General features: G+C 71.0%; 16 protein-coding genes and 3 pseudogenes. 12 read left to right on the forward strand and 7 right to left on the reverse strand.

The annotated features are described in order from the left end of the window. Positions 1–86: 86 nt before the first annotated feature. From ACZ3TS_RS11665 to ACZ3TS_RS11705, 9 genes and pseudogenes are all read left to right on the forward strand, one after another. Positions 87–1,157 carry a M4 family metallopeptidase gene (locus tag ACZ3TS_RS11665; RefSeq protein WP_467616311.1) on the forward strand — a complete coding sequence of 357 codons (1,071 nt, stop codon included), beginning with the start codon at positions 87–89 and terminating at the stop codon, positions 1,155–1,157. Positions 1,158–1,189: 32 nt separating this feature from the next. Next, positions 1,190–1,456: a protealysin inhibitor emfourin gene (locus ACZ3TS_RS11670; protein ID WP_467616314.1), complete on the forward strand. Its 267-nt coding sequence runs from the start codon at positions 1,190–1,192 to the stop codon at positions 1,454–1,456. A gap of 87 nt (positions 1,457–1,543) precedes the next feature. After that, a complete protein-coding gene (locus ACZ3TS_RS11675; RefSeq protein WP_467616317.1) occupies positions 1,544–2,878 on the forward strand; it encodes a GH1 family beta-glucosidase in 1,335 nt (444 codons plus the stop codon). After that, positions 2,875–4,143, forward strand: coding sequence for an MFS transporter (locus ACZ3TS_RS11680; protein ID WP_467616535.1), 1,269 nt, complete (start codon positions 2,875–2,877; stop codon positions 4,141–4,143). The genes ACZ3TS_RS11675 and ACZ3TS_RS11680 overlap by 4 nt, the downstream gene beginning before the upstream one ends. A gap of 132 nt (positions 4,144–4,275) precedes the next feature. After that, positions 4,276–5,349, forward strand: a complete 1,074-nt coding sequence (locus tag ACZ3TS_RS11685; protein ID WP_467616320.1) for a PhoH family protein — start codon at positions 4,276–4,278, stop codon at positions 5,347–5,349. Positions 5,350–5,361: 12 nt separating this feature from the next. Next, the gene (gene ybeY / locus ACZ3TS_RS11690; protein ID WP_467616322.1) at positions 5,362–5,859 is read left to right on the forward strand and encodes an rRNA maturation RNase YbeY; all 498 of its coding nucleotides are present in this window, start codon (positions 5,362–5,364) and stop codon (positions 5,857–5,859) included. Then, positions 5,856–7,163: a hemolysin family protein gene (locus ACZ3TS_RS11695; protein WP_467616325.1), complete on the forward strand. Its 1,308-nt coding sequence runs from the start codon at positions 5,856–5,858 to the stop codon at positions 7,161–7,163. Before ybeY ends, ACZ3TS_RS11695 begins: the two co-directional genes overlap by 4 nt. Further along, positions 7,160–7,518 (forward strand): annotated as a pseudogene (locus ACZ3TS_RS11700) (MmcQ/YjbR family DNA-binding protein). The gene ACZ3TS_RS11695 and the pseudogene ACZ3TS_RS11700 overlap by 4 nt, the downstream one beginning before the upstream one ends. 47 nt (positions 7,519–7,565) lie before the next feature. Further along, the gene (locus ACZ3TS_RS11705; protein WP_467616327.1) at positions 7,566–7,919 is read left to right on the forward strand and encodes a cytidine deaminase; all 354 of its coding nucleotides are present in this window, start codon (positions 7,566–7,568) and stop codon (positions 7,917–7,919) included. A gap of 160 nt (positions 7,920–8,079) precedes the next feature. On the opposite strand, the gene ACZ3TS_RS11710 is transcribed toward ACZ3TS_RS11705, so the two are convergent. Together ACZ3TS_RS11710 and ACZ3TS_RS11715 are read right to left on the reverse strand one after the other, a co-directional pair. Further along, positions 8,080–8,418 (reverse strand): P-II family nitrogen regulator, encoded by a 339-nt coding sequence (locus ACZ3TS_RS11710; protein ID WP_467616330.1) that lies wholly within the window; start codon positions 8,416–8,418, stop codon positions 8,080–8,082. Beyond that, positions 8,415–9,164: pseudogene (locus tag ACZ3TS_RS11715) on the reverse strand (ammonium transporter); the annotation flags it as partial. The gene ACZ3TS_RS11710 and the pseudogene ACZ3TS_RS11715, both read right to left, overlap by 4 nt. 110 nt (positions 9,165–9,274) lie before the next feature. Here ACZ3TS_RS11715 and era point away from each other — a divergent pair. After that, positions 9,275–10,225, forward strand: coding sequence for a GTPase Era (gene era / locus ACZ3TS_RS11720; RefSeq protein WP_467616333.1), 951 nt, complete (start codon positions 9,275–9,277; stop codon positions 10,223–10,225). A 168-nt stretch (positions 10,226–10,393) separates the two neighbouring features. Here the strand turns inward: era and ACZ3TS_RS11725 are convergent, their stop codons facing one another. The 4 genes and pseudogenes from ACZ3TS_RS11725 to ACZ3TS_RS11740 all read right to left on the reverse strand — a co-directional run bounded on the left by ACZ3TS_RS11725 (position 10,394) and on the right by ACZ3TS_RS11740 (position 14,749). Continuing rightward, on the reverse strand, positions 10,394–11,506 hold the full coding sequence (locus tag ACZ3TS_RS11725) for a carbohydrate kinase family protein (protein ID WP_467616336.1): 1,113 nt from the start codon (positions 11,504–11,506) through the stop codon (positions 10,394–10,396). An 88-nt stretch (positions 11,507–11,594) separates the two neighbouring features. Beyond that, a pseudogene (locus ACZ3TS_RS11730) lies at positions 11,595–12,536 on the reverse strand (MFS transporter); the annotation flags it as partial. Positions 12,537–12,560: 24 nt separating this feature from the next. Continuing rightward, positions 12,561–13,856: a glucarate dehydratase family protein gene (locus ACZ3TS_RS11735; protein WP_467616339.1), complete on the reverse strand. Its 1,296-nt coding sequence runs from the start codon at positions 13,854–13,856 to the stop codon at positions 12,561–12,563. Continuing rightward, entirely contained in the window at positions 13,853–14,749 is an 897-nt protein-coding gene (locus tag ACZ3TS_RS11740; protein ID WP_467616536.1) for a 5-dehydro-4-deoxyglucarate dehydratase, read from the reverse strand. The genes ACZ3TS_RS11735 and ACZ3TS_RS11740 overlap by 4 nt, the downstream gene beginning before the upstream one ends. Before the next feature lie 182 nt (positions 14,750–14,931). Here ACZ3TS_RS11740 and ACZ3TS_RS11745 point away from each other — a divergent pair, with 182 nt between their 5' ends. Together ACZ3TS_RS11745 and ACZ3TS_RS11750 are read left to right on the forward strand one after the other, a co-directional pair. Further along, positions 14,932–15,714, forward strand: a complete 783-nt coding sequence (locus ACZ3TS_RS11745) for an IclR family transcriptional regulator (RefSeq protein WP_467616341.1) — start codon at positions 14,932–14,934, stop codon at positions 15,712–15,714. Positions 15,715–15,928: 214 nt separating this feature from the next. Beyond that, complete coding sequence (locus ACZ3TS_RS11750; RefSeq protein WP_467616344.1) at positions 15,929–17,314, forward strand: MFS transporter; 1,386 nt, start codon at positions 15,929–15,931, stop codon at positions 17,312–17,314. On the opposite strand, the gene ACZ3TS_RS11755 is transcribed toward ACZ3TS_RS11750, so the two are convergent. Next, positions 17,311–18,345 carry an adenosine deaminase gene (locus ACZ3TS_RS11755; protein ID WP_467616347.1) on the reverse strand — a complete coding sequence of 345 codons (1,035 nt, stop codon included), beginning with the start codon at positions 18,343–18,345 and terminating at the stop codon, positions 17,311–17,313. The two genes, ACZ3TS_RS11750 and ACZ3TS_RS11755, sit on opposite strands and share 4 nt — an antisense overlap. Positions 18,346–18,354 lie beyond the last annotated feature (9 nt).

Below are 18,354 nucleotides of genomic sequence, written 5' to 3' on the forward strand. Positions count from 1 at the left end.
CGGAACATGCGGCTCCGCACCAGGCTTTTCACCAAACGTGGTTGCATGTGGTGACAGAGCGGTGACTCAGTGCAATGGTGCCGGTCATGACCAACTACGGGGGCTTTGAGCCCGTCTTCTGCACCATCGTGCCACCGCATGTCCTCGACAAAGTCGCACAGCACGAGGACTCCTCACTCGCCACGCCCGCGCGCCGCACCCTGGAGCGCGACGCCCTGGAGCGCACCCGCCGCCGGCTGACCACGGTCATCGGCGCGCCAGTGGCGGCCCCGACCGAGGAAGCCGCGGGCCGGCCGCACCGCACCGTCTACGACGCCGCGCATCAGCAGAACCTGCCCGGCAGGAAGGTCCGCGGCGAAGGCGACGAGCCCGGCAAGGACGCCTCGGTCAACCGGGCGTACGCGGGCCTCGGCGCCACCTTCGAGCTGTACCTGACGGCGTACGGCCGCGACTCCATCGACGCCAAGGGGCTGCCGCTGGACGCGACCGTGCACTTCGGTGAGGACTACGACAACGCCTTCTGGAACGGCGAGCAGATGGTGTTCGGCGACGGGGACAACGAGATCTTCCTCGACTTCACCATCCCGGTCGACGTCATCGGCCACGAACTGACCCACGGTGTCACCCAGTACACGGCGAACCTGGCCTACTACGGCCAGTCGGGCGCCCTCAACGAGTCCGTCTCGGACGTGTTCGGCTCGCTGATCAAGCAGTACACGCTCGGCCAGACCGCCACCGACGCCGACTGGCTGATCGGCGCCGGGCTGCTCGCCCCGCGCGTCACCGGCAGGGCGCTGCGCTCGATGAAGGAGCCGGGAAGCGCGTACGACGACGACGTCCTCGGCAAGGACCCGCAGCCGGCGACGATGGACGGCTATGTGAAGACCAACCAGGACAACGGCGGGGTGCACATCAACTCGGGCATCCCCAACCACGCGTTCTACCTGGTCGCCACCGCGCTCGGCGGGCACGCCTGGGAGCGGGCCGGACAGATCTGGTACGAGGTGCTGACCGGCGGGGAGTTGGATCCGGAGGCGACCTTCGCGGACTTCGCGAAGCTGACGGTGGCGGCGGCCAAGGCCCGCTACACCGAGGGCGGCGAGGAGCAGGAGGCCGTCCTCAAGGCCTGGGAACAGGTCGGAGTACCGACCTCGTAGCCCTCACGCGCGTCTCGTACTAGACAGGTCCCATGCGTATTCGGGTGAGGCGCACGGGCGGGTTCGCGGGCATCGAGCGCCGGGCCGAGGTGGAGACCTCGGGACGGGCCGACGCCCAGGAGTGGCATGCCCTGGCCGAGCGGGCGCTCGCAGCCGGCCGGGGCACGCCGCCGGCCGGGGTGCCGGACGGCTTCAGCTACGAGATCACCGTGGACGGCAGGACCGTGTACTGCGCGGATCCCCGGCTGACCGAGGAACAGCGGGCGCTGGTCTCGCGGGTGCTGAAGGAGGGAGCCTGACCCGTCCCCGGGATGCGCCGAACCGCCGTCGCGCGATGTAACCGGTAGTCCACGCCTGCCCGTTGACTTCCGTTACCGTCGGTAAGGATGATCCGGCGCATGGCGACGAACCCGATACCTCAGTTCCCGGCCGGCTTCCTGTGGGGCGTGTCGACCTCGGCCCACCAGATCGAGGGGGCGGTGGACGAGCGCGAGCCCTCCGTGTGGGACGCGTTCACCGCCGAGCCGGGGCGGGTGAAGGACGGCTCGACCGCGGCGGTGGCCTGCGACTCCTACCACCGCTACCGCGAGGACGTGGCGCTCCTGGCCGGCCTCGGCGTGGACGCGTACCGCTTCTCGGTCTCCTGGCCCCGGGTGAACTCCCCGGGCGGCCTCGATTTCTACGACCGCCTGGTCGACGAGCTGTGCACGGCGGGCGTAGGGCCGGTACCCACCCTGTTCCACTGGGACCTGCCGGTCACGCTGGACTGGCTGGAGCGGGACACGGCGTCCCGGTTCGCCGAGTACGTTTCGGTCGTCGCCGAGCGACTCGGCGACCGCGTCACGAAGTGGATCACGCTCAACGAGCCCGCCGAGCACACCCTGCTGGGCCACGCGCTCGGTGTCCACGCACCGGGCAGGCAGCTGATGTTCGACGCGCTGCCGGTGGCCCACCACCAGCTGCTGGCCCACGGCCTGGCGGTACGGGCCCTGCGCGCGGCCGGGGCGAGCGACATCGGGATCGCCAACTCCCACGGGCCGACGTGGCCGGCGTCCGGGAAGCAGGAGGACGTGGACGCGGCGGAGTTCTACGACGTCCTGCTCAACCGGCTCTTCTCCGACCCACTCCTGCTCGGCCACTACCCCGAGGGCATCGCCGAGCTGATGCCCGGCGACACCGAAGACGTCGCGTCCGACCTGAAGGTGATCGCGGAGCCGATCGACTGGTACGGGATCAACTACTACGCCCCGACGAGAGTGGGCGCCCCGCAAGGCACGGAGATCGAGTTCGGCGGCCTCACACTCCCCGCCGAACTCCCCTTCACCGTACGGGAGATCGAGGGCCGCCCGGCGACGGACTTCGGCTGGCCGGTGGTCCCGGAGGGCCTGACCGAGCTGCTGACCGGCTTCCGTGAGCGCTACGGCGACCGACTCCCGCCCGTGGTCATCACCGAGAACGGCTGCTCGTACGAGGGCGTCGACGACCAGGAGCGCATCAGCTACCTGGACGGCCACATACGGGCGCTGCACCGGGCGATCGAGGCGGGCGTCGACGTGCGCGGCTACTTCGTGTGGTCGCTGCTGGACAACTTCGAGTGGGCCGAGGGGTTCGCACGGCGCTTCGGGCTGGTGCACGTGGACTTCGACGACGCCGCGACGCCGGAGCGGACCCCCAAGGCGTCCTATGCGTGGCTGCGCGACCTGCTGCGGGCGCAGAGATGACGACGGCCGAGCGGCCCGCCGAGCGGCCCGTGGGCGGCCTCGCCGAGCCCGTCGGCCGGGTCGGCCGCGGCTGGACCTCGGCCCTGTCGCTGGCCAACGGGGCGATCTGGGTCGGCTGGTACGGCCCGCTCCAGATCCTGCTCGCCTCCCAGGCGAAGGACTTCGCGCCCGGCTCCGGCATGTCCAAGGAGACGATGCTGGCCTGGGTCACGGGCGCGGGCGCCGTGGTGTCACTGCTCGCCAACCCGTTCTTCGGCGCCCTCTCGGACCGCACCACGGCCCGCTGGGGTCGCCGCACACCGTGGATCGTGGCCGGGACGGCGGGCGGGGCGCTGTCGCTCCTGCTGCTGGCCCGGGCGGACGGCCCGTGGACCATGGCGCTCGGCTGGTGCCTGGTCCAGCTGACGCTGAACGCGGCCTTCGCGGCGGTGACGGCGGCGGTCCCCGACCGGGTGCCACGGTCCCAGCGGGGCTCGGTGGGCGGCTGGCTGGGGGCGGCGCAGATCCTGGGCGTGGTCGGCGGGACCGGTCTGGCGACCGTGGCCGGGGGCATCGGCGCGGGCTATGCGGCGTGCGCGGCGTTCACCGTACTGGGCGTGCTCCCGTACGTCCTGGCCCACAAGGACCTGCGTCTGCCGGTTTCGGCCCGCCCCGCCTGGTCGTGGCGGGCCTTCCTCGCCGGGTTCTGGCTGAGCCCGCGCCGCTTCCCCGACCTGGGCTGGGCGTGGCTGACCCGCTTCCTGATCAACCTCAGCAACGCGCTGGTGCTGCTGTACCTCCTGTACTACCTGCGGGACCGCATCGCCTACCACGACCCCGAGCAGGGCGTGCTCGTCCTCACCGCGGTCAACGGCGTGACCCTCCTCGCCACGGTCGTCGTCGGCGGGGTCCGGTCGGACCGGGTGGGCCGCCGCAAGCCGTTCGTGATCTGGTCGGGGGTGCTGATGGCGGTGGCGACGGCGGCCCTGTCCGGCTGGCAGACCTGGACCGGCACGGTCGTCGCGGCGGCGGTCCTGGGTGTGGGCTTCGGGGTCTTCACGTCGGTCGACTTCGCGCTGATGACGGACGTCCTGCCGAGGGCGCTGGACCGCGGGAAGGACCTGGGGGTCATCAACGTCGCCAACGCCCTCCCCCAGGTCGCGGCCCCGGCCCTGGCCGCGCCGATCGTGACCTACCTGGGCGGCTATCGCGTGCTGTACCTGGTGGCGGCGGTGATCGGACTGGCCGGGGCGGTGCTGGTGGGGCGGATACGGGGAGTGGAGTGACCGGCGATACCGAAGAAGCCCCGGTGAAAATCCTACGGTTCTGTCAGCCCCGCGTCGTACCCTTGAAACGCGAGGCCGCCCTCAGCTGCGCGGCCGTACGGAGGAGGAATCGCAGGCCTTCAGAGCCGGCCCATGACTCAGACACCCACAGCGCACAGCCCCGCGGAGGGACAGGCCCGAGCGCACTTCACCGTCCCCGCCCAGCACCCCATGGTGACCGTGCTGGGGTCCGGAGACTCCCTCCTGCGCGTGATCGAGACGGCTTTCCCGGCGGCCGACATCCATGTCCGGGGCAATGAGATCAGCGCGGTCGGGGATCCCCGGGAAGTCGCTCTGATCCAGCGACTGTTCGACGAGATGATGCTGGTGCTCCGCACCGGACAGCCGATGACGGAGGACGCAGTGGAACGCTCGATCGCCATGCTCCGGGCGAGCGACAACGGCGAGGGCCCCGAGGAGACCCCGGCCCAGGTGCTCACGCAGAACATCCTCTCCTCGCGCGGCCGCACCATCCGTCCCAAGACGCTGAACCAGAAGCGGTACGTGGACGCGATCGACAAGCACACGATCGTCTTCGGCATCGGCCCGGCGGGCACCGGCAAGACATACCTCGCCATGGCCAAGGCGGTGCAGGCCCTGCAGTCCAAGCAGGTCAACCGCATCATCCTGACCCGGCCGGCCGTGGAGGCGGGCGAGCGCCTCGGCTTCCTGCCCGGCACGCTGTACGAGAAGATCGACCCGTATCTGCGCCCGCTCTACGACGCACTGCACGACATGATCGATCCCGACTCGATCCCGCGGCTGATGGCCGCCGGGACGATAGAGGTCGCCCCGCTGGCGTACATGCGTGGCCGCACCCTCAACGACGCCTTCATCATCCTCGACGAGGCCCAGAACACGAGCCCCGAGCAGATGAAGATGTTCCTCACCCGCCTCGGCTTCGACTCGAAGATCGTGATCACGGGTGACGTCACCCAGGTCGACCTTCCGAACGGCACCAAGAGCGGTCTGCGGCAGGTCCAGGAGATCCTGGAAGGCGTCGAGGACGTCCACTTCTCCCGGCTGACGTCCCACGATGTCGTACGGCACAAGCTCGTCGGCCGTATCGTCGACGCCTACGAGAAGTACGACAGCGAGTACGGCACCGAGAACGGCACGCACAAACCGGGCCGCGGCAAGGCCGGGCACGCGCACAAGGGGAAGTAGACCAGCGGCACCATGTCGATCGACGTCAACAACGAGTCCGGTACCGAGGTCGACGAGCAGGCGATCCTCGACATCGCCCGTTACGCGCTCGCGCGAATGCGCATCCACCCGCTCTCCGAGCTCTCGGTGATCGTCGTGGACGCCGACGCCATGGAGCAGCTGCATGTCCAGTGGATGGACCTGCCCGGGCCGACGGATGTCATGTCCTTCCCGATGGACGAGCTGCGGCCGCCGTCCAAGGACGACGACGAGCCGCCCCAGGGACTGCTCGGCGACATCGTGCTGTGCCCGGAGGTCGCCGCCAAGCAGGGCGCCGAGGCACCGACGCAGCACTCCATGGACGAGGAGCTCCAGCTCCTGACCGTCCATGGCGTGCTGCACCTGCTCGGCTACGACCACGAGGAACCAGACGAGAAGGCCGAGATGTTCGGCCTCCAGGCCGCCATCGTGGACGGCTGGCGCGCGGAGAAGGGCCTGACCGGCCCCTCCCCGGCCCCGACCGTGTCATGAGTCCCCAGCTCGTCATCGGCGCGATCGCCCTGGTCGTCGTCGCCTGGCTCGCCGCCTGCGCGGAGGCGGGCCTTGCGCGCGTCTCCAGCTTCCGCGCCGAGGAGGCGGTACGCAGTGGCCGGCGCGGCAGCGCCAGACTCGCCCAGGTCGCCGCGGACCCGACCCGCTACCTCAATGTGGCGCTGCTCGTCCGCGTCGCCTGCGAGATGGCCGCCGCCGCGCTCGTGACGTACGCCTGCCTCAAGGCGTTCGACAACACCGCCGAGGCCCTCCTGGTCGCCATCGCGGTCATGGTCCTCGTGTCGTACGTCGCCGTCGGCGTCTCCCCGCGCACCATCGGCCGCCAGCATCCGCTGAACACCGCGACGGCGGCCGCGTACGTGCTGCTGCCGCTGGCCCGGATCATGGGACCGATCCCCTACCTGCTCATCCTCATCGGCAACGCCCTCACCCCCGGCAAGGGCTTCCGCCGCGGCCCCTTCGCCTCCGAGGCGGAGCTGCGGGCGCTGGTCGACCTCGCGGAGAAGGAGTCACTCATCGAGGCCGAGGAGCGCCGGATGGTGCACTCGGTCTTCGAGCTGGGCGACACCCTCGTACGGGAGGTGATGGTCCCGAGGACGGACCTGGTGGTCATCGAGCGCTACAAGACCATCCGCCAGGCACTGACCCTGGCCCTCAGGTCCGGCTTCTCGCGCATCCCGGTCACCGGCGAAAGCGAGGACGACATCGTCGGGATCGTCTATCTGAAGGACCTGGCCCGCAAGACGCACATCAGCCGGGACGCCGAATCCGAGCTGGTGTCCACCGCCATGCGGCCGGCCACCTTCGTCCCCGACACCAAGAACGCGGGCGACCTGCTGCGCGAGATGCAGAAGGAACGCAACCACGTCGCCGTCGTCATCGACGAGTACGGCGGCACGGCCGGGATCATCACCATCGAGGACATCCTGGAGGAGATCGTCGGTGAGATCACCGACGAGTACGACCGCGAGCTGCCGCCGGTCGAGGACCTGGGGGAGGACCGCTACCGGGTCACCGCCCGCCTCGACATCGGCGACCTCGGCGAGCTCTACGGCCTGGAGGCGTACGACGACGAGGATGTGGAGACGGTCGGCGGACTGCTCGCGAAGGCGCTGGGCCGCGTGCCCATCGCCGGTGCCTCGTCGGTCGTGGAACTGCCGGACGGCCGTGAGCTGCGGCTGACCGCGGAGGCCGCGGCCGGGCGCCGGAACAAGATCGTGACCGTGCTGGTGGAGCCGGTGGGCCCGGTCGAGCCCCCGGAGGAGGAGCCGGAGCAGGAATGACCCCTCAGGAGCTGCGCGCCCTCTGTCTGTCGTTCAACGCGGCCGTCGAGGACTTCCCTTCAACCCGGACACCTCGGTCTTCAAGGTCCAGGGCAAGCTCTTCGCCCTGACGCACCTGGACGCGCGGCCCCTGACGGTCAACCTCAAGTGCGACCCCGAGGACGCGGTCAGGCTGCGCACCGAGTACGAGGGCCTGATCGTCCCCGGCTGGCACATGAACAAGCGCCACTGGAACACCGTCACGGTGGACGGCGAACTCCCCGACCGCCTGGTCAGGGAGCTCGTCGAGGACTCGTACGACCTTGTGGTCGCCGGTCTGCCGAGAGCCGACCGTCTCCGGCTCGACCGCCCCTGATCCGGGCCGCCCCGACCTGAGCGATCCGTTCTTCGTATGCTCAGGGCATGACCGACAGCAACGCGCTCGACCCCGAGGACCGCAAGATCGTCACCCTGGCCCGTTCCGTGCGGGCCCGCAACGGAGTGCCCGAGGGGGCCGCCGTACGGGACGAGACCGGACGTACGTATGTGGCCGGGACCGTTGCCCTCGATTCGCTGAAGTTGAGCGCGCTGCGGACAGCGGTGGCGATGGCGGTGGCGTCCGGGGCGAAGTCCCTGGAGGCGGCGGCGGTCGTGACCGAGTCCGAGTCCGCGTCGGCGGAGGACCGGGCGGCCGTACGGGACCTCGGCGGACCCGAGACGCCGGTGCTGGTCGCCTCGCCCGACGGGGTCGTGCGGCTGACGGTCTCCGCGGGCTGACGTCTCTGGGGGCCCCGGCCCCCCGTTCGGCCTACCGGCCTTGTCCTCGGACGCCGAACAGAGGGATGGGCCCACCGTAGGACTTCGGCGTTCGACCAGCCACGGGTCTGACCGCGTCCGCGCCGCCCTGCGCGGTCGGCCTTGGCCGGAGGGCTGGCGGTCAGAGCGCGTCGGCGCCGCGCTCGCCCGTCCGTACCCGCACCACCGTCTCCACCGGCAGCGCCCACACCTTCCCGTCCCCGATCTTCCCCGTCTGCGCGGCCTTGACGATCGCATCGATGACGGCGTCGGCGTCCGCGTCCTCGACGACGACCTCGATCCGGACCTTGGGTACGAGGTCGACCCGGTACTCGGCACCGCGGTACACCTCGGTGTGGCCGCGCTGGCGGCCGTAGCCGCTCGCCTCGGTCACGGTCAGGCCGTGCACGCCGAGTTCCTGGAGGGCCGTCTTGACCGTGTCGAGGCGGAACGGCTTGACGATCGCGGTGATGAGCTTCATGCCTGGGACGTGACCTTCTGCGTGGCGGAGGGGGCGGAGTGGGCGACCGGGGCGCCGTGGCCCAGGACCCCGTGATCGTAGGCGGTCTCGGCGTGCACCGTAAGGTCCAGGCCGGTGTGCTCCTGCTCCTCGCTCGCCCGGAAGCCCATCGCCCTGTCGATCAGCTTGCCGATGCCGTACGTCACGGCGAAGGCGTACACCGCCACGACCACCACGGCCACCAGCTGCTTGCCCAGCTGGGCGAGCCCTCCGCCGTAGCGCAGGCCCTCGCTCCCGCCGGTCATCCCTCTGACCGCGAAGAGGCCGATCAGCAGCGTGCCGATGACGCCGCCGACGAGGTGGACACCGACGACGTCGAGCGAGTCGTCGTAGTTCAGCTTGAACTTCCAGCTCACGGCGTACGAACAGACGACACCGGCGGCCAGGCCGACGACCAGGGCGCCGAGCAGGGAGACCGTACCGCAGGAGGGCGTGATCGCGACCAGACCGGCGACGGCGCCGGACGCCGCGCCCAGCGTCGTGGGGTGGCCGTCGCGCTTGTGCTCGACGAAGAGCCAGCCGAGCAGGCCGGTGCAGCCGGCGGCGAGGGTGTTGAGAAAGGCGGCCGCGGCGATGCCGTTCGCGCCGAGGGCCGAGCCGGCGTTGAAGCCGAACCAGCCGAACCAGAGGAGACCGGCCCCGAGCATCACCATCGGCAGGTTGTGCGGGCGCATGGCGTCCTTCTTGAACCCGAGGCGCGGGCCGAGGGGATGTTTCGGTGACGTTTCGTGTTGCGTGGGAGTTTCCGAACCCTCACCGTGTCCTGGGTGCGGTCGGCCGTGCGGCGGGGCTCCGTGGATCAGGGACAATGGGCGCCATGAGCGTTCGCACCCAGTCTTCCGAACCGCCCGAGGCCGTCCACCGGGCGGGCTTCGCCTGTTTCGTGGGCCGCCCCAACGCGGGCAAGTCCACCCTCACGAACGCTCTGGTCGGGCAGAAGGTGGCGATCACCTCGAACCGGCCGCAGACGACGCGGCACACGGTTCGGGGCATCGTCCACCGGCCGGACGCGCAGCTGATCCTGGTCGACACCCCGGGTCTGCACAAGCCGCGGACGCTGCTGGGCGAGCGGCTGAACGACGTGGTCCGTACGACCTGGGCCGAGGTGGACGTGATCGGCTTCTGCCTGCCCGCCGACCAGAAGATCGGCCCCGGTGACCGCTTCATCGCCAAGGAGCTGGCCGGGATCAAGAAGACTCCGAAGGTCGCGATCGTCACGAAGACGGACCTCGTCGACCCCAAGGCCCTGGCCGAACAACTGATCGCGATCGACCAGCTGGGCAAGGAACTGGGGATCGAGTGGGCGGAGATCGTGCCCGTCTCGGCGGTCGGGGACAAGCAGGTGGAACTGCTGGCCGACCTGCTGATCCCGCTGCTGCCCGAAGGACCGGCGCTCTACCCCGAGGGTGATCTGACGGACGAACCGGAGCAGGTCATGGTGGCCGAGCTGATCCGGGAGGCGGCGCTGGAGGGCGTGCGCGACGAACTGCCGCACTCGATCGCGGTGGTGGTGGAGGAGATGCTGCCGCGCGAGGACCGCCCGGCGGACAAGCCGCTCCTCGACATCCACGCGAACGTCTACATCGAACGGCCCAGCCAGAAGGGCATCATCATCGGGCCGAAAGGCAAGCGGCTGAAGGAAGTCGGCATCAAGTCCCGCAAGCACATCGAGGCGCTGCTCGGGACCCCGGTCTTCCTCGACCTGCATGTGAAGGTCGCGAAGGACTGGCAGCGGGACCCGAAGCAACTGCGACGGCTGGGCTTCTGAGGGACAAGCACATCGAGGCGCCGCTCGGGACCCCGACCGCGCGGCGGCAGCCGCACATCGATACAGCCTCGACCTGCATGTGAAGGCCGCGAAGGACTGGCAACGGAACCCGAAGCAACTGCGACGGCTGGGCTTTCGAGGGTCCGCAACCCCCGAGCCTCGCGAGGATCATGCCGACCGGCGGAACCCGATGGTCGGGACGGCCCTGCGGCGCGGCCACGGCTCGATGCTCGCCTCCGGAACAAGCCCCTCCAGAAACGCGTATCTGCTGAGCGCCGCCGGCTCCTGATCCTCGTACGACTGGACCTCGCGCCACCACGCCGCGATCTCGGACCAGCCGGGCGCCGAGAGCGACCCGCCGAACTCCTGCACGGACAGGGCGGCGGTCAGACCCGCGAAGGCGAGGCGGTCGGCCAGCGGCCACTCGGCCAGCGTGCCGGTGACGAAGCCCGCCACGAAGACGTCGCCGGCGCCGGTGGGGTCCAGGGCCTCGACGGCGATCGCGGGCACGCTGGCCGTCTCCCCGGTACGCCGGTCCACTGCGTACGCCCCGTCGGCGCCGAGGGTGACGACAGCCAGCGGCACGTGATCGGTCAGCGCGTGGGCGGCGGCACGGGGGCAGTCGGTGCCCGTGTACCGCATGGCCTCTTCCGCGTTCGGCAGGAACGCCTCGCAGTGTCCGAGGTCGGCGAGCCCCGCCAGATCCCATGCGCCGGTGTCATCCCAGCCGACGTCCGCGAAAATGCGGGTGCCGCGACCCGCGGCCTCGGCGATCCAGGGGGCGCGCCTGCCCGGGGTCAACGAGGCGACGGCGGCGCGGGCGCGGGGCGGGCAGGCGGGAGCAGGCTCCTCCGGCGGCGGCTCGTGGCCGTGGGAGACCATGGTGCGCTCGCCCTCGTACGCCATGGAGACGGTGACCGGGGAGTGCCAGCCGGGGACTCTCCGCGACGCCGAGAGGTCGATGCCCTCGCCCTGCTCCATCTCGTCCCAGCAGTACTCGCCGTAGTGGTCGTCGCCGAAGGCGGCCGCCAGGGAGGTCTTCAGGCCGAGGCGGGCCAGCGCGGCGGCCATGTTGGCGACGCCGCCGGGGCTCGACCCCATCCCGCGCGCCCATGACTCGGTCCCGCGCACCGGGGCGGAGTCGAGCCCGGTGAAGATGATGTCGAGGAAAACCGTCCCCGTGAGATAGACGTCCCACGGCGGGTCACCCGGCACGCGCAGGGCGGCGAGGGGGTCGATGTGGGGGTGGCTGTGGTGTCCCTCTCCGATGGTCGCGGTCACAGTTGCTCCCTGGCATGGTGCGGATCCAGCCAGTGTGCACCAACCGTCCCCGCGGGCGGCGCCGGTCGCACCGGAGCCGCCCGTCACGTCAGGTCGCGGCCGTTCCCGGGTGTGCGGTCCGGGCCGCGCCCGGGGTCGCCCTCGGGGCGCGTGCCTCGGCCGCCGCGGCCGGACGCGTCCTGATCCGGTCGTTGACACCGCCGCCCCGTACCAGCAGCACGCTCAGTGCGGCGAGGAAGCCGACGACAGTGAGACCGACCAGCCCGCCCTTCGTCGAGCCCGTCGCGTCCCCGATGATGCCGAAGGCCGTCGGGGCCACGAAGCCGCCCAGGTTGCCGATGGAGTTGATCAGCGCGATGCCGGGGGCGGAGGCACGGGCGTCGAGGTAGCTCTGCGGGATCGTCCAGAAGATCGGCGAGGCCGGCTTGAAGCCCATCGCGGCCAGACACAGAGCGCCCAGGCCCGCCCACGGCGACACGAAGACGGCGAGGAGCGTGCCGCAGCCGCCGAGGACCAGCAGCGTGATCAGGATCGGCCGCCGCTTGCCGATCCGGTCGGAGATCCGGCCGCTGACGTACACGGCGGCGATCGCGCACAGCCACGGCACCGAGGTGAGCAGACCCACCTGCAAGTCGCTCAGCCCGCCGATGTCGTCGACGATCGACGGCAGCCAGAACGTCACCGCGTACAGGGCCGCGTTGATGGCGAAGTAGATCCACAGGAACAGCAGCATCTGCGGGTCGGCGAGCAGCTTCCAGCGGGAGACGTGCCGATCCGTGCCCCGCTGCCGGTCACGTGTGTCCTGCTCGGCGTCGATGACCGCGACCAGGGAGGTCTTCTCCTCCTCCGTGAGCCAGTTCGCCGTCTCGATGCCGGAGTCGAGGAGTCGGTAGACGACGAAGCCGAGGACCACGGAGAAGACGCCCTCGATGAAGAACATCCACTGCCGGCCCGCGTGACCCCAGACACCGTGCATCTCCAGCAGGGCACCGGAGACGGGGCCGACGATGACGGTCGCTGTCCCCGAGCCGAACTCCCGGGCCGGCGAGCCGAGTTACCAGCGCGGCACGGACGGGGTGACCCACTCGGGGTCGGCGAGACGCATGGCGGCCGCGTCGTCCCGGTCCTTGAGCGACCCGTCGTCGTCGAGCCACCTCCGGTGCAGGAACGCCAGCCTGTCGCGGTCGAGTTCGACGCCGAGGCCGGGCGTGTCCGAGACGGTGACCTTGCCGCCCTCGAAGGTGAGGCGCTCGGTCAGGACGTCCTCCGACTGCCAGGGGTAGTGGGAGTCGCAGGCGTGGTGCAGATCGGGGACGGTCGACGCGACGTGGGTCATCGCGGCGAGAGAGATCCCCAGGTGGGTGTTGGAGTGCATGGACACCCCTATGCCGAAGGTGCGGCAGATGGCCGCGAGTTGCTGGGTGTTGCGCAGGCCGCCCCAGTAGTGGTGGTCGGAGAGGACCACCTGGACGGCGCCCTTCGTGAACGCCTCCTGGATCTCGGCGAAGGTCGTCACGCACATGTTGGTGGCGAGCGGCACGCCGGTGTTGGCGGCGACCTCGGCCATGGCGGGGGTGCCGAGCGCAGGGTCCTCCAGGTATTCGAGGACGCCCCCGAGCTCCTGCGCCACCTTCAGCGAGGTCTCCACGGACCAGGCTCCGTTGGGGTCGAGACGCAGTGGGTGGCCGGGGAAAGCCTCGGCGAGGGCGCGGATCGCGGCGATCTCCTCGTCCGGCGGGAAGACACCGCCCTTGAGCTTGAAGGAGGTGAAGCCGTACCGCTCCTTGAACCGCCGCGCCTGCTCGACGACTCCGGCCGGGTCGACGGCGGCACCCCAGTCGTTCCTCTCGCAGGCGACGCCCTCGGGATGGTCGGCCCACTTGTAGAAGAGGTACGCGCTGTACTCGACCGCGTCCCGCACCTTGCCGCCGAGCAGCGCGTGCACGGGGAGCCCGAGCGCCTTGCCGAGGGCGTCGAGGCAGGCGACCTCGAAGCCGGAGACGACGGACAGGCGCAGTTTGTCGGCGGTCTGGACACCGCGCAGTCCGCCCACGTCGACCTGGTCGTCCACGCGCGAGACGTCGACGGAGACCTCGTCGGCGACGGTGAACAGGCTGTTGAGGTCGGACACCTGGCGGCCGATCAGTTTGTCGGCGAAGGGCCGGGCGAGCTCCAGGTACTTGGTGTCGCCGTACGTCTCGCCGAGCCCGGTGATCCCGTCGGCCGTCACCACCTCCACGATCAGGCGGGGCGTGTACGGCTGGTGAACCCCCTGGGTGTTCAGGAGGGGCGGGTCTGCGACCAGGATCGGGGTCAGGCGCACTTCGGTGATGGTCAGGTCGCGGGTCACAGGGCGGCTCCTACGAGGTCGAGTCCGGTGGCGAGCAGGGTTTCCAGGTCGGCCAGGTCGGCCGCCGACGGGTCGGTGAGCGGAGCGCGTACGGGTCCCACGGGGCGGCCGCGCAGCCGGGCCGCCGCCTTGACCAGCGACACGGCGTAACCGGGCACCCGGTCGCGGAGTGCGACGAGCGGGACGTAGAAGTCGCGCAGCAGCTTGTCCACCGTGGCGTCGTCGCCGCCTTGCAGCGCGGCGAAGAAGGCGTTCGCGATCTCGGGGGCGAAGGCGTGGACGGCGGAGGAGTAGGCGGGGACGCCGACGGTGGCGTACGCGCGCGCCTGGATCTCCGCGGTGGCCGCCCCGTTGAAGAACAGGAAGCCCTCGGGTGCGGTGAGGGTGAGCCGTTGCAGCCGGTCCAGGTCGCTGTGGCCGTCCTTGAGTCCGATGACACCGGGGATCCGGGTGATGCGCTCGAACGCCTCGACGCCGAAGGCGACCTGGCCGCGCTGATAGGCGATGAGCGGGAGCCGGGTGCGGGCGGCAATGTGCTCCAGCTGCGCGACGAGCCCGTCCTGCGGTGCGGCGACGAGGTAGTGCGGCAGCACGAGCAGCGCGTCGGCACCGGCCTCCTCGGCGGTCCGCGCGAACCGTACGGCCTGCGCCCAGCCGTATCCGATGCCGGCGACGACGGGCACGCGCCCCTCGGCCGCCTCCACCGCCGCGACGACGACCTGCCCGTACTCCTCCTCGTCCAGGGAGAAGAACTCTCCCGTGCCGCAGGCCGGGAAGACGGCGCCGGGGCGGGCGGCGAGCTGCGCCGTGACGTGGGCGCGGAAGCCGTCGAGGTCGAGGGAACCGTCCTCGGCGAAGCTCGTGAGAGGAAACGACAGCACCCCCTGCGCCATGCCGTCCCGCAGTCTGCGAGTCACGGCCTGCCTGTCTGTATCCGTACCGCCACCCACTCGCTTATCTCCCCATGTAGATGTCATCCACGTATGAAGATGAAGATTAGATACGCGAACCGGAGCCGTCAATGGGCACGCACGCATCGCGCACCGGCCCCTCCCACCCGGATTACGATCGGCGCATGTCAGACACAGGGGGCGTCCGCGAAGTGAAGTCAGCCGCGCGCACGGTCGAGCTGCTCGAACTGCTCGCCGCGCGGGGCGACCGCCCGGCACGCCTGCAGGAGCTCGCGGACCAGCTCGAGGTACCGCGCAGCTCCATGTACGCCCTGCTCCAGACCCTGATCTCGCGGGGCTGGGTGCGCACGGACATCACGGGCTCCCTCTACGGCATCGGCATCCATGCCCTGCTGGCGGGCACGAGCTATCTGGACTCCGACCCGCGCGTCCGTATCGTGCGCCCGTTTCTCGACGAGGCGTCGGAGGCGCTCGGCGAGACGATCCACATGGGACGCCTCGACGGCACGGACGTGGCCTATCTGGCGACCCGCGAGTCGCACGAATACCTGCGCACGATCAGCCGGGTGGGCCGCCGCCTGCCCGCACACGCGGGCGCGCTCGGCAAGGCGCTGCTGGCGGAGCGACCCGACGAGGAGCTGCCCGAGGGCCCGTACGAGGCGCTCACCCCGAACACGCGCACGACCCGTGAGTCCCTGGCGGCGGACCTGGCCGCGACCCGCGAGCGCGGCCACTCGATCGACCGCGAGGAGGGCGTGGCCGGCATCGTCGGCTTCGGCTTCGCGCTCCGCTACGACACACCGGCCCAGGACGCGATCAGCTGCTCGGTGCCGGTGGCCCGCCTGACGCCGGGTCACGAGGAGCGGATCGTGACAGTGATGCGGGAAGTCCGGGCGAGGATCGAGGGGATCGCACCGGGTGGCGCGGGGGCGCCGCACTGGCGCTGAATCGGGGCACCACAGGGCGGCGGACAGCCGAAAAAGCTCGCGCCTACCCGGCCCCACCAGCTCCAAACCCCTACGTGACCCACATCACACACCCCGGGCTTCTTCTTCAACCGCGTGCTTGATACAAATTGCCCGCGCGTTCCTGTCGTTCGACGGACGGCGCCCCAACTCCCCCTTTTTCTGAGCCGCTCCTTCCGCACGCCCTGGAACGCCCGTGTCCTCCCGCACCGCCCCGCCCTGGCCCCTCGTCGCCCTTTTCACAGCCGGGTACCTTGCCGCGTACCTCCTGCCCACCACCGTCGGCAGACTCGACTCGGGCCTGCCGCTCTCGGCCACCGAGGCCGGCTCCATCGGCAGTGCCCTGCTGCTCGGTTCGGCCGGCGCGGGCTTCCTGCTCGCAGCCCACGTCCACCGGATCGGTCCCCGCCGGCTCGCGCGGGCGGGACTGCTGCTCGCCGCCGCCGGATACGGCACGGCCGCGCTCAGCCACAGCATCCCCGTGGTCGTCGCGGGAGCGGTCGTCGGCGGTTTCGGCTCCGGCACGGCCACCACCGTCGCCGCGACCGGCATCGCCGCCATGGGGGTGCCCCCTGCTCGAGCGAAGTCGAGAGCTTGGGGGAGCGACCCGCACCGTGCCTCCACGCTGGGCCTGCTCTGCGTCTCCGCACTCGCCGGGGCGGTCTATCTGACGGTCCCCCACCTCGGCCCGGGCCACGGTCTCCCGCTCGCCGCGATCGCGCTCACCGCGGTGCTGGTGTGGCCTGCGACCGGCCGCCTCCCGGTCCCGACGCCGGCGGCCGCTCCCCGCGGGACCGGGACGGCCGGCCGCCTGCCCCACGCACGCTCGGGTCTCGTCCTTGCCGCCGGCATCCTGTGCTGGTCCCTGGCGCAGAACTCCCTGTGGGGTGTCAGCGGGCGCATCGGGCTCACCCAGGCACACCTCACGGAGGTCACCGTCGGTGCGGTCTTTGCGATCGCGCTCGGCACCGGGCTGCTCGGCGTGATCGGCGCGGGTGTGCTCGGCCCGCGTCGCGGCCGCGCGCTCCCCATCGGCGCGGGTACCGCGCTCATCGCCGGCTGCATCGCGCTGAGCGCCTCAGCCACCGGACTCGGCACCTTCGCGGCCGGTGAGATCGCCTGGAACACGCTCTACCCGATCGTGCTGTCGTACCTCATCGGCCTCGCCGCCTCGCTCGATCCGCGCGGACGCTGGGCGGTCCTGGTCGGTTCGGCATCCTCGCTCGGCACGGCGGCGGGCCCGCTGACCGGCAGCGTGCTGGCCGCGCAGGCGGGCTTTCCGGCGATGGGCACGATCCTCGCCGCCGGTCTGCTGGTGATCACGCTCCCGTTGACCGCGGTCGCCCTGCACACCGGCGGCCGCCCGCTCCTGCCCGGCGCGGTACGCCGCCGCGGAGGCACCCCGGCCGCCGTGGTCGCCGCCTCCACGGGCACCCCTATGGGCGCGGTACCGCCGATCGGCGCACCGCAACAGCCGGTCGTCGAGATCTCCCTCGACACACCGACAGCGACCGCACGACAGGAATACGACACAGCCGGACCCCGCCAGGCGACCACCGCACCGGGACCCGGAGCCGTCTAGCGCCCACCGAACTCGTACGCGTCGACCTCGGCGAGGTAACGCGCCCGCCGCTCCTCGTCGTGCTCCAAGAAGGAGGCGACGAAGGAGTTGCGCGCCAGCTCGCGCATCCGCTCCTCGCTCAGGCCGAGGGTGTCCCGTACGGCGTGGAAGTTGTCTCCCACGTACCCGCCGAAGTAGGCGGGGTCGTCGGAGTTGACGGTGCACAGCAGCCCGGCGTCGAGCATCGCGGGCAGCGGGTGGTCCGCCAGGGTGTCCACGGCGCGCAGGCGGGCGTTGGACAGCGGGCAGAGCGTCAGCGGCACGCGCTCGCGCACCAGCCGCTCGACGAGGGCCGGGTCCTCCATGCAGCGCAGCCCGTGGTCGACGCGCTCGACGCCGAGCACGTCCAGGGCCTCGGTGATGTACTCCGGCGGCCCCTCCTCGCCCGCGTGCGCCACCCGGCGCAGCCCGAGGGCGGCGGCGGCCTCGTAGACCTCGCGGAACTTGGCCGGCGGGTGGCCGACCTCGGCCGAGTCGAGGCCGACGCCGACGATCCGGTCGAGGTAGGGCTTCGCGGCCTCGAGCGTCTCCAGGGCCGACTCGGCGGACTCGTCCCGCAGGAAGCACATGATCAGCTGGGTGGAGACCCCGTGGTTCTGCTCTCCCCCACTCTCGGCTTCGCTCGAGCGGGGGGACCCCCACCGGCCGAGCGCCCGCCACAGTCCCTCGACGACCGTGCCCATGCCGACCCCGCGGGCGATGTGGGCCTGCGGGTCGAAGAAGATCTCGGCGTGCCGCACTCCCTGCGTGGCGGCCCGCTCGAGGTAGGCGTTGGCGAGGTCCTCGAAGTCCTGCTCGGTCCGCAGCACGGCCATGAGCTCGTAGTACAGGTTCAGGAAGGACTGGAGGTCCTCGAAGGCGTACGCCTTGCGCAACTGCTCGGTGTCGGCGTAGGGGAGTTCGACACCGTTGCGTGCGGCCAGCGCGAAGGCCAGCTCGGGTTCGAGGGTGCCTTCGATGTGGAGGTGCAGTTCAGCTTTGGGGAGGGGCATCAAAGCATC

Source organism: Streptomyces sp. NPDC022910 (genome assembly GCF_055561075.1).